Below are 16,579 nucleotides of genomic sequence, written 5' to 3'. Positions count from 1 at the left end.
TATGTCTGTAACAAGCTCTACAAAACCTCTTGAACCACAGGACGCAAAACGCTCATTTAATTTGGCCGGAATTTGGGACCGATTCGGAATGCTGATCGTGTTCGCTGGCCTATTTATTCTATGTGCCTTATTTGTCCCTTACTTTACGACTTTCATCAATATGAAAGGGCTTGGCCTGGCGATTTCGATGAGTGGCATGGTGGCATGTGCGATGCTGTTCTGCTTAGCTTGCGGTGATCTCGATCTGTCTGTCGCTTCAATTATCGCCTGTTCAGGTGTCGTGACCGCAGTAGCAATTAATGCAACGAGCAGTTTGGTACTTGGTATTGGTGCAGGCTTATTGTCTGGTGCAGCATTTGGTCTACTTAACGGCTTCGTGATAGCTAAACTGCAAATCAATGCGTTAATCACTACGTTAGCAACCATGCAGATCGCCCGTGGTCTCGGCTACATCATCTCCGACGGCAGAGCAGTAGGTATCACAGAAGAGCGATTTTTTGCTTTGGGTAACTCATCCATCCTAGGAATTCCGACGCCGATATGGCTGACCATGATTACTTTTGCTCTATTCGCTTTCCTTCTCAATCGTACTGTTTACGGTCGCAATACGTTAGCGATAGGTGGTAACGAAGAAGCGGCGCGTTTGGCTGGTGTTGATGTAGTCAAAACCAAAATGGTCATTTTCACCGTGTCAGGGTTAATCTCAGCGCTTGCTGGAGTTATTTTGGCCGCGCGTATGACAAGTGGTCAACCAATGACCTCCGTCGGTTTCGAATTGGTCGTCATTTCAGCTTGTGTACTCGGAGGGGTCTCTCTAAAAGGTGGTATAGGTAAAGTATCCTATGTTATTGCTGGGGTATTGATTCTGGGAACGGTAGAAAATGCGATGAACCTACTCAATATGTCACCATTTTCTCAATATGTTGTTCGCGGCATAATATTGTTAGCGGCGGTTATCTTCGACCGTTACAAACAGACCAATCGAGCGTAGCTTTCGAAAAACTTATCAATAACTATCTCCAATGAACAACCTGAACTACGCTATGGTTGTTCATAGCGACTAATGCGGTGTTTTTCAAGTTTCTCCTCCAAATTCCAATGGCACGAACTTGCTTTTAGCTCAAGCGAGTACGCCAGAACAAACGCAAGCAGTAGGAAATCAAACGGGCGGTCGTGTGTTCTTGTTCCTACACACTAATGATTTCTGGCGAGACTACGAGCTAATGAAGGCAAATAGCGTGGTTTTTAATGAAGAGCCACGCGTTGAAGAATATGGCACAGTTGTTGTGTTCCAAGATCTTTATGGGAACAAATGGGATTTACTGCAACTAAAAACAGCGACCCAATAGCACGCGCATAACCAACGAACTTCCTTTGGATAGCCATGTGAGTTTTGTAGAACAACAGGGGTGGTAATACGTGTGTGGTACACGACAGAAGCCAGTTTTAGCAAATACATATGTATCACCTATCTGTGTTAGGTGACTTTTCTATGCTTCAGATACGAAAAAAGCCTTTGATAATCAAAGGCTTTTTTCTAAGAATAAGTGGCGGAGAGATAGGGATTTGAACCCTAGATACGCTATTAACGTATGCCGGTTTTCAAGACCGGTGCTTTCAACCACTCAGCCATCTCTCCGTTGCGTGGCGTATATTAGGTATAGCCCTGCTACTTGTAAAGTATTAATTCACTCACTATGGTTTAACTGCTGAGAAACTAAACAGTTTTTGAAGGCGTATCCAACAGAAAGCCAGCCAAAAGGGCGGAATCGATGGGATAAAAGCTCTATTGTTAGTTTTGCAATAAAATAGTGTTTTATTTATAAGTTCATGTTTTTAATAAAAAATACCACTTTAAGACAACAACTGTACGCCCAAAAGTCGTTGCACAATAGTGTGAACTGTTTCAAAATTACGGAATTAACCGAGTAACATGATCTATTTCTGAGGTTTTTATGAAAGTCGCTGACTTATTTAAACATCGTGGTGAATCAATTTCTAAGCAGCATTCTGAGTTTATGCAGTGGATGTCTCCTACTGTACGCGAATACTGGGGTGAAATTGTTAATAAGGCTCATAACCGCCACCTGTTTACTCGTCTGCGTGATTTTCACATTCCCGCAGTTAACGACGAGTTACGCCATCCGCTAGAAACGCCAACTACTCAGACTCCACAAACAATCGAGTTAAAGCCCGAAGCTCAAAAAGTGTACCTTGAGTTACAGTCTAAGATTGGTGAAGTTATTCATACTGGCGACTGGCTGGATATCTCGCAAGAGAGAATTAACCAGTTTGGTCAAGTGACCGAAGATATGCAGTGGATCCATACCGATCCAGAGCGTGCTGCTACGGAGTCACCGTTCAAGACTACAATTGCGCACGGTTTCCTTACTCTGGCCTTATTGCCTAAGTTGACTGATAGTGTCGATCCAGAGAACAACTTGTTCCCAACGGCTAAGATGGTCGTCAACATCGGTCTTAATCAGGTTCGTTTCCCATACCCGGTGAAATCGGATAACCGCGTACGTGCGGTTAGTACGTTGTCTAAAGTCACGCCTATCCGTAAAGGGTTAGAAATCGAGCGTGAAATTAAAGTTGAAATTGAAGGTGTTCGTCGCCCAGGTGCGGTTGTAACATCCGTTATACAACTTCATTTTTAACGCCAAGATAAACACAAAAAAAGGATACCGAAAGGTATCCTTTTTTCGTTGTAATGCTTGTGGTTATCGAGTCATTGTGTAGCAACGCTCTAATTGGTAATCGTCACCATTTTTTGCTGTGTACTCTTTCTGCTCAGTACATGCACTAGGTTTACCTTTTTCGTCGCCTTTAACCACGCTGATCCAGTGGCGCATAGCTGCAATCTCAGTCATAGCCGTAGGAAACATGGTGCAAGTCTCAAGCTGGATATCTTCAATATCGATAAGCTCTACGCAGCCTGTGCCTTTATGATTGCCAAAAGTTACTTCTACGTGGCTACCTGTGCCATCTCTAAACAGGATTGATGCTGGGTCTTCTTTTTCACCAGTGTAAGCCACAAAGTGCTTAGAGTGTTTTAGACCGCTGTGGCTACCGTCTTTGAAGTACGCCATTACATGACGGTAGTCGATTACGTAAGCTGTTACGTCTTTATGTGAACCGTTCTCTAGTGGGAACAAACGGTCAAGCAACTGCTTAGCGTTTTGTTGTTTTTCCATTGCTTGGCTAGCGTCTATCGTCTCTACCGCGAAGACTGCTTCAGCGATAAATGGCATATTTTGTTCTTGGATTTCAGTCTTATCGATTGTCAGCATGTTCATAGTGTTTCCCTCGCGGATATTTCACAACTTATTTGTCCTTGCGCAAATATTTCAAATCCCATTCTGTTTATATGTGAATTTGTGACTTTGCTTACTTTCTATACTAGTGAATTTTTTACTACAATTTCACAACAAAAATTTTACAGTGTGAATTTTACAAAATGCCAGTGTCAAAAAGCTTGATCCGCCAGTCTCATTTTCTAGGTACTAAGATAAGAAATCTTAGGAAACGCAACCACTTAACTATGGAAGATCTCTCTGCTCGTTGCATAAGGGTTAATCCCGAGTATGCGCCATCGGTTTCTTACTTATCGATGATCGAACGTGGAAAACGGGTCCCTAGTATCGATATGTTGGAAGTGATCGCCGAAGTTTTTCAAAAAGATCCGACTTGGTTTCTTGACGATGAACCCGAACAAGCGGATATCACACCAGACAAAGGAAACCGAGGCGGGATCAGCGGTATGGCACTCGAGCCAAGCTTCCTGTTTTCAAACGATATTTTGCAGATAGCTATCCCTGAGATGCTTTCACAAACTGGTATTACTGGCCGCCAGTTTGCGCATTTACTGATTCGGGCACACCAAGAGAGCAATCAGAACCATTTCCCTGATCTTGAAAGAGCAGCAGAGGAAGTGGGCCTGAAACGACTTAACCTCTCTGCCGAAGATCTCATGGATATCGCTCGTAGCCTTGGGTTGACTATCCGCTGGATTTCACGACCACCACAAGACGTCGTTGACGAGCTGGGTGTCAGCGCTAAACAAGTGGTTACCTCGTTTTTTGAACCACCAGGTACCATCTTCCTCAATGAAATTTTAAAGCTGTACCCTACTCGCCTTAAGTACGACCTCGCCGTTTATATTGGGCACTGTGTTTTACACAGCAAAGAGGGACTCAAGAGCGTACTCTCTGTTGGCCATGCTAATAGTTGGGAAGAGAGCAACCAATCAAGTACAACGTCTGAACTTAACTCACAGGACATTTTGCAAGCTTGGCGAGACTTTGAGTCAAGCTTCTTCGCCGGCGCACTACTGTGCCCTAAGGTTCCATTTAGGCAGTTACTGGACCGCAGCGGGTACGAAATCGACGTACACTTAAAAGCTGGCGTTTCCCCTTCCGTTGCGATGAGACGAATGACCGTCGTTTCTCCTTACCCTCACTGGCACTATTTTGATGCCTATGGTCAAAATAAGCTTAAAGCAGTCTACCGAGGCAACGGGATCCCTCTTCCTTGGGGGAACATGCGCAAAGTTAACGATCCATGTCAGCACTGGGCGGTGTTTAGGAAATTATCAGAACCACAACAGGGAAGCTCTGCTCAGATCTCAATTCTGAATGTCGGTGACGAGCCAAGAATTTACTGTTGTGAGTCGGTAAATATGACCGATCCCGCAGGCAACAACCGCGTGCTTTGTGCCGGTATCGATCTCAATCCTGCGATTGATGCGCAGGGAGGAAACTCACTTGAGATTGCCGAAGAACTTAAAGCTCTATGTGTCGGAAACGGGGGAAGCGCTGCGATACCACGCCATATACGAAAGGAATTTACGACTATCGCAAAGATTCTCAATATTAACTGGATCGAAAGAGGTATTGAGTCGGACGCACGAGTGATCTGTTCAAGAGGCGCAGTGTGCCCTAGAAAACCGAGTTGCTACAGTGGGTGCCAAGAGGCTGAATAGTTTCGATTTACGGCGTTCAAAAAGAAAAAAAGCCAATCACAATATGGGTGATTGGCTATATATAAGTGTGAACAAGATAGGTTCACTAACAACGTCAGTTGGCTAGGTGACCCTCGGCTTAAGAAGGGTCAAACTACATAAAGCAGAAAGCGTGCCAACTTTCACTAAGCCAATATTTGCTTGTTTTTGCTCAATTCATAACCTAATTCATAAAAACTAAGCGCATAATAGATTTTCAAGATGCAATTACGAGCAAAATGCAAAATCAAACATTTGCATTTTGCAACTATATGCTTTCACCAAGTTCTATCCTGTAACCAAGATCAATGCTCTCCTGACTGTCATTTTAGTTACCCCTAGTAAGGTTGGTCTTTTCTCCTTATTAGCCATAACTGAGTTTCTATACATCTTCCTGTTTGTGTTACCGGTAACAAGCAACCGTTTACCATGACTATGGTCACAATTGTTAACAACAATGAGGAGAAATGAATAATGAAAAGAATAAATGTGAACTTGCCCACATGTAATGGGCAAGTGAATAGATAGGGATATCGATCAGATCTCAGTGTTTTCTAAACACCCACACCGGGCCGATAAGCAAAAACTGAACGTCTTCGAAGAATGAGGGTTTCTTACCCTCGATCTTATGGCCGATAAATTGAAAAAGCCACAAAACCGCAAACAGCACTAAAGAGACAAACAACACCGAGAGCTGTAACACTTCTAATGACCAAATCAACGAAATACAAGCTAGGGTAAAACCGAGCATCATTATGAATACACTTAACGATAACCTGAAATAAAACACCATGACAGGCAATACAGCAAGCCACACCCAGTTAAGTGTCATACCAAATAGTTGAATGGGTGGAATAGACCAAATCAATCCAACAACAGAAAGAAAAATACCGGGAACCGCAACCTTATGAATTTTTTGGTTGATCGGATTCTGATGGCTTTCACCATACTCATTTAACCACTGAGACAAGTCCTTCATACTCATATACCTGTAATGCTCCTTTACTATTTCTATAGCATGGGTTTACCAGCATTGCAGCGGTATAATCTCTTTTTGTGAGAACTCTTTATATCTGCCTGCGTTTTTCTTCGTACATCCTAGAATCCGCGAGTTTAAACATCTCTTCTATATCTTTAAATTCAGGGTCATAGATAGCATATCCAACACTCACTCGTAGATTAATTAAGTGCTGTTCATAGATAACAGGCGTATGGCAGACGGCTTTTTGCAGCTCGATATTGATTACGTCAATATCCTCTGTGCTTGAGACTCTCGGCAACAACACCAGAAACTCGTCGCCACCCATACGAGCAACAATGTCTGAGGTTCTGAGCACGCTTTTCAGCCTCTCAGCAGTTGCAACAAGTACCTTGTCCCCTGCCGCATGGCCAAACGTATCGTTAATCGCTTTGAACTTATCTAAATCGATATTAAGAATGGCAAAAGAGTCACCGCCCCCATTCTTTTTCACCGCGTTAAAATGCTCACCAAAGGTATACATAAAGTAGCGACGATTGGGTAGCTGTGTCAGTTCATCACGCAGGGCACGATCATTCGCCGCAATATAGAGCCGATAGGTAGCAATAAAGGCCAAGATAAGCATAATTATCATCGGATAGCCAAGCAGTCTAACCACGTGTACTCGGTACCACTTAGCTCCACTTAGCAAGTCACTTTTCGTCGATGCAGCGATCTGCCAGCTACCGTATGGAAAATGCACAGACTCTGAGGCGAATGCTTGATCAAACGTCGTTTGAAAACCATAAAACACCTCACCTTCCGATCCTGAGCTATCGACACCACGCATCGCTAGATTGTAACGATGCTCAAACGAGGCAACACCTGCTTCAGAAAAGAGTGAGTCCAAGGAAATCACCATACTGCACACACCCCAGTAGTTTGTGTTGTATGGAGGATCGGAAAAAATCGGTACACGTGCGATCAGAGCTTTACCACCCTGGACCAAATTGACGGGGCCAGAGATAAAGATGTCTTGGATTTGCTGGGCTTTTTTTACGGAACGCCATTGATTGGGAATGGTTTGATAATTCAATCCTAAAACAGCTTCGTTTCCTTCTAACGGATAAACGAATTTAACGACATCATTCGGCGCAAGCCCTAGCAATTGAACATGGTCGCTCTTACGTATAATGATCGATGCGATAAGATCCCATCCTGAAAAATCAAATTCTGGATTAGATGCAACCAGAGCAGATAACCCATTAGCCACATAGATATCTGAAACAATCGCGGCTTCAAGCTCTGATCGAACAATGGATAACTCTTCCTTAGCACGGGACAGCAAACTATCACGCAAAAACGTTTTCTGACTTCGGTCAAGTGACTCAATCAGCCCAACAAAAAATACAAAGGTCATCAAAAACAGTGCATTAATATAATGCTGCCTGCCCACATGATAGGCCATCCATCCCCCACAACTATCACAGACACCAGAGCAAACTCAATCTCAACTCATTGACGTATCGATACGTGCTAGTGTTAATTATTATTAATATTAGTTATATAAAACGTACATTAAATTGGTCGAAATTTCATCGACAATCGACAAATATATTATTATCACTCCACCAATTCTTGCACATCATCAAAAAAATCAGTGGTACCAATGCTTATATAGATCGCTTTGGGGTCGACATCCAACCATCGGCGAATAAAAAACAACGTTTATGTAGCAAGCATGTAAGCAATCAAACCTTACTTTTATCTGACCCTGAGCTTACATTTAAGGAAGGAATGACTGGTACTATGCCACCATACCCTAACACCATTTTTATAGGTTATACCATGCATAAAAAGCTGATTGACTTGTGCCTTAGTGCAATCCTCATACATACACCGACCGCATCGGCAAACACAGCGAGCTTTGAAGCATCCGCAGATCTTATTCGCAATACGTATGAAAGTCAGCTCTATACTCTCCCAGCCTTTAAAGAAGGGCACTACGGCTTAAGGATGTACCGTCAAACGCTCGATGACAAATATTCGGCCGCGGTTTGGAGTGATATGGCCCGTGTCGCAAGTCGACTTAATCGTTTCGCAGCAGAAGTTCATACCCCAGAACAAATCTTACTTTACTCTGAAAAGCGCCTTTCTGGCTACACTGATGAGACGGATGAAAGAAGCATGAGGCGTTATAACGTCACAAAACACATGCCTGAATATCTCTACCTTGGTGTTGATTTACTGGGTTCGATGGCACGCGCCAACGAGTATGGTCTAAAACACAAACAAGACGATTTGCTTCGTTCCATTATCCGCCGCTATGACTTTAGCAAGTATGCGACAGACCAAGAGATGATTAAGGCTTGGGCCGCACAGCTAGCCAATCAGGTCTACTGGCTAAGGCAGCTAGGTGAGCAAGATGTCGTCGATAGTTTTACAACCGCATTTAAGCAAGCCTATCCAGAGGTAGAAGACAAAAAACTGTCCAACCAGCAGTACGGAAACAAACTCTATGGTATGACCCATATTATTTTTGGCGACTCTGAATACTATCAACATTTGGTAAGTGAAAAGCAGCATCAGTGGATTTATGACTATTTCCGCCAAAACATCGATACCATTCTCATTCGAGCGAAAGAAGACGTCATCGCGGAAGTCGGTATCACGTTTCTACTCGCTGGACTCGAAGATGATCCGGTCGTAGAAAAAACTCGCTACGCTATCCAAAAAGCGATAGATAGTGAGAAAGGGATGATTCCTTCAGTCACCGGAGATTTCGATATCACGTACGGGGAACATCGTAACGTCCTAGCGATCATGTTGCTTGATTGGCAGAAGGTCAATGAGGCTCCGACAGTGAAGGGCCAACCTAGCGTTTTCACATCCCTCCCGTATGGACTTATCCCGCAATAACAACTTTAAATCCGCCAGTCCTTCTCTTTGGGCTGGTTTTCTTCCTGCGCAGAGGCGAGACATGACGCACGAAAACCTCCGAAAGTGATAGATTTATTTATTATAAGTATCGGCGATTCCATAACAATTGCAAAAAAATCAATCACGCTGTAATCCGTCAATAATCTACCGCCATAAATAATTTACGCATGAATACAGTCGCTTACATATGCGTCAAAACTCAGTACAACTAATACACCTCACAACCAATAAGCACCGAATGGCATATAAATTACTGATTACTCTTATTTTTGCGAATTTCATGGCTCGTTCAGACTTTGTTTTTTCTTCTAGACTTTGCTTGAGGGGTTATGTGTAAAGGATAATGACTATATGCCACAATTTGCTGGGCGACAGATGGCTGAAATGGCGGATATCAGAGCAACGCGCAAGAGCAAGCTTGTGCTACTCTGTTCGATTATTGCCATTGTGGTCTTGCTTAGCTATGGTGTGTTAAGGCTCACCACTCAAGACTACTTCTTTGCCTCGGTGAATTTTTTCTCAGCCACTGTATTAATGGTTAATCTCTACTACTTATTCAAGCAACTACGCCACAACCACTGTGACGTAGTTTTGAGTGGGATATTATTGTTTCAAGCCACTTTATTACTGATTTATGGTGAACATGTGCCAGATCGGATTCTATGGCTTTATCCTATAGTTGCGGTGCTTATTTTCGCCAACAACTTCAAAACTGGCGCGATTTTAAGCTCTGGTCTGTGCGTTGTTGCTGCTCTCGCGGTACTTTTCGCACAGGCTTCCCCTTACACTACCGATGCTTCTCAGGGACGCTTTGTAGTGAGCTTGCTTGCGCTCTGTGTACTCTGCAATGTCGCAGCTTTCTATTACTCTAAAGTGATGAAATATGTGCAAGAACTCTATAAAGAAGGGATTGAAGATCTCGCTTATTTGGATCAACTCACTGGACTTGCTAATCGATGGAGCTTTGAAAGTTGGGCCGCTGGCAAACTAGAAGAACAAAAGAACAGCAACAAGGTGACGGCAATGGTGTTTCTCGATATCGACAACTTTAAAGCGATTAACGACACCTACGGACACGACGTTGGCGACCGAGTCTTACAACATCTCGCGAATCGGCTCAAAAACAACATCCGTAACAAAGATCGTCAAACCGACAGACATGATTATTCTATTGCTCGTTTTGCGGGAGACGAGTTTGTTCTGCTGCTCTACGATGTAAACTCAATAAAGGATTTGGAGGGTATTCTTCAAAGGATATGTCAGGTGTTCTCTGACAGCTATCAAGCATCGGAACGCATTAATGAACTCACCGTCAGCGCAGGAGTGGCGCTCTATCCTCAGGATGCGACTAACCTGCCCGAACTCACTCGTTGTGCCGATAAAGCGATGTACGCCGCCAAACATAAAGGCAAAAACCAATACCGATTTTATCGTGGCTATGACAATGACTTTCAAAACAATGTCGAACACGCCGGTGACTTGTCTAAGGTAACACCAATAAAAAAGTTTAACCGGTCATGTACATAAGCCACAACGATATCGCCATGACCACGATCAACCAAGCCGCATAGCGGATCGTATTAGGTTTATCTCGTTTTGGTGTCACAATAGGTCTAAATGCGGCTTCGCGAGCAGCTCTCGCAGTAGCAGCAATCGTTCCTCTTTCGACTTCCTCCTCACGACGCTTTTGCGCTTTGTGAGCAACCTTGCCAAAGCGATGCAATTGGTCGGCCGTCAATTCCTTACTCGGATCGTAACGACTATGGGAGTCAGTGTGTTTTGGTACAACAGCCATAAGCACCTCCTCTCAAGCTTATTCTTGTTTAATTATATCCAATAGTTACATTAATAAAATTGCTAATAACTGAGGTTATATTCGAGATTTCCGATTAATTATACGTAAAACTTGGCTTAACAAGCCCTATAGATGTTTAGCAAGTTTTATACCAGACGAGTAAAGTTAGGTAAGGTATTAATTTAAATAAGATTGAACAAAAGAGAAGAAGGCAATCAAGTGCGAGGGTCAATTTGATTGTCAAAATGAATGTGCCTGAAGTCATTGTGCTAATAACCTCAGGCAAACAAAAACTAGCCTAAGTACTCACATAGATAAGCCGTTGAGACAGAAACTTTCAGGTCAAATGAAGAGTCACTTTCGACATGGAATGATGAACCCGCCTCATAAGTCACCCACTCGTCTTCACCCGCTTTTTTAACGGTAAGCGCACCCTTAACAACTGTCATGCGCTCTGCCGCAGCAGTACCAAAGGTGTACTCTCCAGGAGCCATTACCCCAACGCTCGACTCTCCGTCTTGTTGAGAAAAACCTAGTGACTGTACTTGTCCTTCAAAATAGCTGTTTGCTTTGATCATTTCATTCTCCGTCGATATTCCGTCATAGAAGCAAAACCTTGTTTTATATGAATTGTCCTATTTCAGCAACCACTATACCGATTGAAGAGAGTAATAACGGTGGACTCCCTCACTAACATATGCTCAAAGAGTACGTTTAATTATCGACAAATAAACCATAGGTAAAACAAATCTCTAGTAATGGCGTACAAACAAACTTAACTCACTTAATTCCGTGGTTTTCCACCGTTGGGCTAGACTGTAAGTAACATTCAGAAAATTCGTACATTACTTTTTGGGCAGAGGTTCAAAGATTAACAATGCAAAATTATGCTACGCTCTATCCTTTACAAGCTCACGTGCTGTTTTCAATCAATACTTAAGGCGACTATCCGCTGTTATGATCAAGAGTTCTGCCATAAAAACCGTCGCTGCAACTATTTTTGTATTACTCGCTCTAGGATTCTCGAGTCTACTTTACTTTAGTTACCAAGACTATGTTCACCCGAAGCATGTCTACGGGCGCTGGATTGAAGTAGGAGCGCCACCTTACCAGACAGAAGTTCTGACGTTAAATGCTCAAGGGGTCTTTAGAAATGACCGACTTATCGCGACCCAATTTGACTTTGATGGCAAGCGGATAACCGTCAGTACGGGGGGAGGAACCTCTGTCTATCAAGTTGCCGGCACGTTTAACTCACCACAGCTGAGGCGTCTCCAGCCAAATAGCCCTACTCAGCGTTTCGTGAAAGAGGGATATGAGAACACCATCGATATGGATGGAGGCGGTTCAGCGAAGAATCGCCGTTCCGCCCTTTCAGACCACTTTAGCGAAAAGTAATCTTTTAACCAGTTAACACCATACCCTCGGGATGCTTGACCAACGTCGGTTCAGGGCGTGCCAGCATATAGGCCAACGTTAACGGCCCAATTCGACCGATTATCATCACAACGATCATGATGTATTTCCCCGGCTCTGATAATTCAGCGGTTAGACCCGCGGTAAGCCCCACCGTTGCAAACGCCGAGATGGTTTCAAACATGACTTTGTCAAAACTCGCCTGTTCGGTAATCATCAACAAAAACATCGCTATGGTTAAAATCGCACCACTCACGACTATAATCGCCAAAGACTTAGTCACCACAGGCCAGCCAACAGTACGCTTAAACATGACCACGTGCTTCTTCTGACGAAGGAAAGCCCAAGTCGCCACGAACGCCACTGCAAACGTTGACACTTTTATCCCACCGCCAGTAGAAGTAGATCCCGCACCAATCAACATCAGAATAATCATGATGAGCAAAGCGGGCTGAGTAAAGTGTGCCAAATCGACACTGTTAAAACCTGCTGTTCGAGAACTCGCTGACTGAAAAAACGCTGCGAGCCATTGGCCTGATGGCGTCAAATCCGCCATGGTTGCTGGATTCGATTTTTCCAGCAGCCAAAACAGCACGGTACCAACCAAGAGTAATGCAGGCGTTGCGACTAGCATTATCTTGGTATGCAGTTGCAAGGTGCGAAAGCCACCTCTCCAATTGCTAGATACGTCACCAATCACCGTAAACCCTAAGCCGCCAAGAATGAATAGTGCTGAAAGCGTAAAAATTATCCAAGGGTCATCAACAAAACTCATTAGGCTATCTGAGAACAAAGCAAAGCCAGCATTGTTGAACGCCGAGATTGCGTGGAACATCGCATAGAACAGTCCTTCTCCCCAACCCAGTTCAGGCACCCAACGAAATGCTAGCAACGCAAACCCAATCGATTCGGCAATACAGGCAAAAATGATGATCCGCTTCACCAGCAGTCTCAGGTTAACTTGTCGGTCTTGCCCCAATGCATCTTTAGCTAACGCTTGTTGTTTTAAGGTCAGCCTCACTCCAAACATATAGAGGAGAACCGCAGACAGGGTCATCTGGCCTAAGCCACCTATCTGCATCAACAGCATTAACAAGACTTTACCTGAATGGGTAAAGTGCTCAGCCGTATCGACGACGCCCAACCCAGTCACACTAATGGCGGAGGTCGCAGTAAATAGTGCATCCGTGATTGAAAGCCCACTCACCGAGAAAACGGGGAGAGTGAGCAGCACCGCAGAGGGTATTAACACACTTAAAAAACTGATCAGAATAACTCTCGGCTCTGAGCCTTTACTCTGTTTTTTCTCGGGGTCTAATGCGTAAAACAGATCCCTTCGACTGAACGGACTCATAATGAACTCAGCTTTCTCGACAAGGTTTCACTAGGGCCAACAATAATGATCAGGTCACCAATCTCCAAAGTTCGATCGAGATCCGGTGCCTTGGTGATATTCGGTCCACGTTTAAAGCCTAAAACTTCAACACCTTGCTCCTTACATAAAGCAAGATCCCCTAGCGTCTTCCCTAACAAGCGTGAGCCAACCACAATTTCGGTCATGGCAAGATCGGAGCCCAACTCTTGAAATTCAAGCACTCGTTTATCAAGCATTTTTCGAGCAACACGAATCCCCATATCACGTTCCGGCATAATGACGTGGTCTGCACCTATTTTGCTTAGTATCTTCGCATGGTTTTTATCATTGGCTTTTACCCAGACAGTTTTTACCCCAGCCTCTTTAACTACGAGAGTCGTTAAAATACTGGCATTTACGTCAGAACCAATTGCGATCATCACCATGTCGTAGTCGCTCAATCTTAGCTCGGCAACCGTCTCTTCTATCGCACAGTTCGCCACTAAAGCTTGACTGACAAAACCCGCAACGGCTCTAACTCGATCTTCATCGATATCAATAGCCAAAACCTCGGCGCCGGATTGTTGCAGTTCTTGACAAACAGATAGGCCAAATCGACCTAAGCCAATCACTGCATATTGTTTATCACCTGATTTCATGGTTTACCTTATTCGCATAATGACTAGATTTGACAGTGTGCTCCTGACGAGTTCGCTTATCAAATTGAATCAAATATTCTGACATCGTTTTAACTTTCATGTTTATATTCATAGACCTCTGAGCATAATGTCACTAGTTTGGGTATAGGCAAACCCTTATACTTATGCCACAACAGAAAGAAATTGAGTCAAAAATGAACGAGTTAATCACATATTTGCCACAACCACTGGCGACTCTGCTGCAAAGCTGGGACACCAATGTATTACTTATTACCATCGGCAGCTTCATCGCATGGATTGCTTGGCGCATTGTCTACAGTCGACTAGAAATTTTGGTCAACAAGACTCGGTTTCATTGGGATGACCTCACTCTTCACGCTCTCAAAACACCCATAAGCACGTTGATTTGGTGCTGGCCTGCGACCATTTCCTTAGGATTTTTCCTCGAAGATTACATGGGATCGAAACTCAATTGGCTAAGTACCTTGAAGCTCATTTTGGTCATCGCGATCTTTGTTTGGATCACTATGCGTCTGATCAACAATATCGAAGAGTATGTACTCAGCAAAAAAACGCGCGACGAAACCACAGTTCAAGCCGTTGCCAAGGTGTCACGCCTATTCTTTATCGTCATAGGCGCATTAACCGTGATGCAGGCGTTTGGCCTCAGTCTGTCGGGTCTGTTAACCTTCGGTGGTGTGGGTGGCCTGATCGTCGGTTTGGCAGCAAAAGATTTGCTCTCCAACTTCTTCGGTGGAATGATGATTTACTTCGATCGTCCGTTTAAAGTTGGCGACTGGATCCGCTCTCCCGACCGTCAAATCGAAGGAACGGTAGAGAGAATTGGCTGGCGAATGACCATCATTCGTACCTTTGATAAACGTCCGATTTATGTCCCTAATTCTGTATTCAGCAATATCGTGGTTGAGAACCCATCACGTATGCTCAATCGACGCATTAATGAGAACATCGGCATCCGTTATAAAGATGGGGCGAAGGTTGAAAAGATCGTCGCTGACATCAAATCGATGTTACAGAAGCATCCCGATATCGATACTAAGCAGACGTTGATCGTCAACTTCAATGGTTTTGCGCCGTCATCTCTGACTTTACTGGTCTACACCTTCACCAAAACAGTCAACTGGATTCGCTACCACGAAGTAAAGCAAGATGTATTGCTGCAAATTTACGATATCATCCAACAAAACGGAGCGGATATCGCCTTTCCAACCCAAACGATTCAGTTGGAACCGCAACACGCTGGCGAATCAGAGCCACAACTTAGCAAGTAGTTAGCGTCTTCAGTAGCCCGATAATTCGGGCTACTGGATCGCAACCTCTCTTTCTACGCGATCTTCTGTTCTTGAAGCGACGGCGTAAAGCCAGATCATCGTCAAACAGATCGCAAAACAAAGACCAAACAACCACCCTGCGCCGAACCATTCAAATTGACTCTGCTCGTGTTCCATGTGCTACTCCCTAAGCCAACCTGTTTCATATTGTTCAATAGTATACAAATAATCAATGGAAACAAAAGTTTTAATAGCGAGAATATAGAAAAGCCTGTAAACAGCAGGCTAACAATAAAAAAAACATTATTTATTATGAAGTTAATAATATGATTTTTGATTATTTAGCTGAACGTTTGCGGCATGTAACTGAGGCTTTTGCCACCAAACGAATTGCTCTATTTTTCCTAGCTCAATCCCCCAAAAAGTAAACGATGGTGTATACTTTAGACACTACCAAACACAAGTAAACATCGTCGTTTACTTTTTAGCTGTTAGGGTGACTAAATGATTAAAAGAAGTGATATAAAACAAGAAGATATCATCAAGTCTGCGATCGAAGTTTTTTCTAGCAAAGGGTTCGATCAGGCGAGCATGGAGGGGATCTCTAAACACGCAGGTGTTTCTAAACGCACCCTCTACAAGTACTACCCCAACAAAGAAGCTCTGTTTGACGTCATCGTTGATAAGCTGATGTGTCGGTTTGATGACCAGACTACCGTCGAGTTTGAGCCTACACTCCCGCTTAACCAACAGTTGCTCGATTATACGCTCAAGCAGATGTGCTATATCAGCAATCAAGACTTTCAAATCACCGCTCGGTTAGTGATGGCAGAATGTATACGCTGTCAGGATACATCGAAGGTGTTGGTTGCCAAGTTTGAGTCAATCGAAGATTCTTATGGCTTACAACGTTGGGCTCAGCAGGGGATTGATGCGGGTGTTCTTGACATACAGGATGTTTCAGCGGCTATTGAACAGTATATTGGAAGTATCAAGGCGGTCGTTTTCTGGCCTCAGTTGATCGCCCATTTACCACCTCCAACCTGTCAGCAAGTTGAACAGGCAGTCAGAATGGCTGTTGCAAGTTTTGTCGCCACTTATCAGATCGGTTCCAAATGATCTTAGCGCTTAGTAACAAGAAAAACGCCCCTCATTGAGGGGCG

16 protein-coding genes, 1 tRNA gene and 1 pseudogene are annotated in these 16,579 nt (G+C 43.8%); 9 read left to right on the top strand and 9 right to left on the bottom strand.

Annotated elements, in window-relative coordinates; all coding sequences use genetic code 11:
* Position 1: 1 nt before the first annotated feature.
* Entirely contained in the window at positions 2-991 is a 990-nt protein-coding gene (araH, locus tag DA100_RS14050; protein WP_138972718.1) for an L-arabinose ABC transporter permease AraH, read from the top strand.
* A gap of 85 nt (positions 992-1,076) precedes the next feature.
* Positions 1,077-1,349, top strand: a pseudogene (locus DA100_RS14045) (VOC family protein); the annotation flags it as partial.
* A 199-nt stretch (positions 1,350-1,548) separates the two neighbouring features.
* Here the strand turns inward: DA100_RS14045 and DA100_RS14040 are convergent.
* Positions 1,549-1,639: transfer RNA gene (locus tag DA100_RS14040), tRNA-Ser, on the bottom strand.
* 316 nt (positions 1,640-1,955) lie between these two features.
* Here DA100_RS14040 and DA100_RS14035 point away from each other — a divergent pair.
* Complete coding sequence (locus DA100_RS14035) at positions 1,956-2,660, top strand: MaoC family dehydratase (RefSeq protein WP_138972717.1); 705 nt, start codon at positions 1,956-1,958, stop codon at positions 2,658-2,660.
* 63 nt (positions 2,661-2,723) lie between these two features.
* Here DA100_RS14035 and DA100_RS14030 read toward each other — a convergent pair whose 3' ends face one another.
* Positions 2,724-3,299, bottom strand: a complete 576-nt coding sequence (locus DA100_RS14030) for a hypothetical protein (RefSeq protein WP_138972716.1) — start codon at positions 3,297-3,299, stop codon at positions 2,724-2,726.
* A 161-nt stretch (positions 3,300-3,460) separates the two neighbouring features.
* On the opposite strand from DA100_RS14030, the gene DA100_RS14025 reads away from it, so the two are divergent.
* Positions 3,461-4,984, top strand: a complete 1,524-nt coding sequence (locus DA100_RS14025; RefSeq protein ID WP_138972715.1) for a DUF3612 domain-containing protein — start codon at positions 3,461-3,463, stop codon at positions 4,982-4,984.
* 562 nt (positions 4,985-5,546) lie between these two features.
* Here DA100_RS14025 and DA100_RS14020 read toward each other — a convergent pair.
* Together DA100_RS14020 and DA100_RS14015 are read right to left on the bottom strand one after the other, a co-directional pair.
* Positions 5,547-5,981, bottom strand: coding sequence for an Mpo1-like protein (locus tag DA100_RS14020; RefSeq protein WP_138972714.1), 435 nt, complete (start codon positions 5,979-5,981; stop codon positions 5,547-5,549).
* Positions 5,982-6,069: 88 nt separating this feature from the next.
* Complete coding sequence (locus DA100_RS14015; protein ID WP_138972713.1) at positions 6,070-7,428, bottom strand: diguanylate cyclase; 1,359 nt, start codon at positions 7,426-7,428, stop codon at positions 6,070-6,072.
* A 380-nt stretch (positions 7,429-7,808) separates the two neighbouring features.
* On the opposite strand from DA100_RS14015, the gene DA100_RS14010 reads away from it, so the two are divergent.
* Together DA100_RS14010 and DA100_RS14005 are read left to right on the top strand one after the other, a co-directional pair.
* On the top strand, positions 7,809-8,879 hold the full coding sequence (locus DA100_RS14010; RefSeq protein ID WP_138972741.1) for a DUF3541 domain-containing protein: 1,071 nt from the start codon (positions 7,809-7,811) through the stop codon (positions 8,877-8,879).
* A 372-nt stretch (positions 8,880-9,251) separates the two neighbouring features.
* A complete protein-coding gene (locus DA100_RS14005; protein ID WP_138972712.1) occupies positions 9,252-10,427 on the top strand; it encodes a GGDEF domain-containing protein in 1,176 nt (391 codons plus the stop codon).
* Here DA100_RS14005 and DA100_RS14000 read toward each other — a convergent pair.
* Positions 10,408-10,695, bottom strand: a complete 288-nt coding sequence (locus DA100_RS14000) for a hypothetical protein (RefSeq protein ID WP_138972711.1) — start codon at positions 10,693-10,695, stop codon at positions 10,408-10,410. The two genes, DA100_RS14005 and DA100_RS14000, sit on opposite strands and share 20 nt — an antisense overlap.
* Positions 10,696-10,988: 293 nt before the next feature.
* Entirely contained in the window at positions 10,989-11,273 is a 285-nt protein-coding gene (locus DA100_RS13995; RefSeq protein WP_138972710.1) for a pyrimidine/purine nucleoside phosphorylase, read from the bottom strand.
* 379 nt (positions 11,274-11,652) lie between these two features.
* On the opposite strand from DA100_RS13995, the gene DA100_RS13990 reads away from it, so the two are divergent.
* Positions 11,653-12,093: a DUF2850 domain-containing protein gene (locus DA100_RS13990; RefSeq protein WP_138972709.1), complete on the top strand. Its 441-nt coding sequence runs from the start codon at positions 11,653-11,655 to the stop codon at positions 12,091-12,093.
* Positions 12,094-12,097: 4 nt separating this feature from the next.
* On the opposite strand, the gene DA100_RS13985 is transcribed toward DA100_RS13990, so the two are convergent.
* Together DA100_RS13985 and DA100_RS13980 are read right to left on the bottom strand one after the other, a co-directional pair.
* Positions 12,098-13,465 carry a TrkH family potassium uptake protein gene (locus tag DA100_RS13985; protein WP_138972708.1) on the bottom strand — a complete coding sequence of 456 codons (1,368 nt, stop codon included), beginning with the start codon at positions 13,463-13,465 and terminating at the stop codon, positions 12,098-12,100.
* On the bottom strand, positions 13,462-14,124 hold the full coding sequence (locus DA100_RS13980; RefSeq protein ID WP_138972707.1) for a TrkA family potassium uptake protein: 663 nt from the start codon (positions 14,122-14,124) through the stop codon (positions 13,462-13,464). Before DA100_RS13980 ends, DA100_RS13985 begins: the two co-directional genes overlap by 4 nt.
* Before the next feature lie 194 nt (positions 14,125-14,318).
* Between DA100_RS13980 and DA100_RS13975 the strand changes: the two genes are divergently transcribed.
* Complete coding sequence (locus DA100_RS13975; protein ID WP_138972706.1) at positions 14,319-15,416, top strand: mechanosensitive ion channel family protein; 1,098 nt, start codon at positions 14,319-14,321, stop codon at positions 15,414-15,416.
* 30 nt (positions 15,417-15,446) lie between these two features.
* Here the strand turns inward: DA100_RS13975 and DA100_RS13970 are convergent, their stop codons facing one another.
* Positions 15,447-15,593, bottom strand: coding sequence for a hypothetical protein (locus DA100_RS13970; protein ID WP_240800929.1), 147 nt, complete (start codon positions 15,591-15,593; stop codon positions 15,447-15,449).
* A 327-nt stretch (positions 15,594-15,920) separates the two neighbouring features.
* Between DA100_RS13970 and DA100_RS13965 the strand changes: the two genes are divergently transcribed.
* Complete coding sequence (locus DA100_RS13965) at positions 15,921-16,535, top strand: TetR/AcrR family transcriptional regulator (protein WP_138972705.1); 615 nt, start codon at positions 15,921-15,923, stop codon at positions 16,533-16,535.
* The last annotated feature ends 44 nt before the right edge of the window (positions 16,536-16,579 follow it).

It is taken from the genome of Vibrio sp. Hep-1b-8 (genome assembly GCF_006124995.1).
Taxonomy (GTDB): Bacteria; Pseudomonadota; Gammaproteobacteria; order Enterobacterales; family Vibrionaceae; genus Vibrio.
Note: the sequence above shows the minus strand (reverse complement) of the source record. Positions and strands in the feature narration are given on the sequence as shown.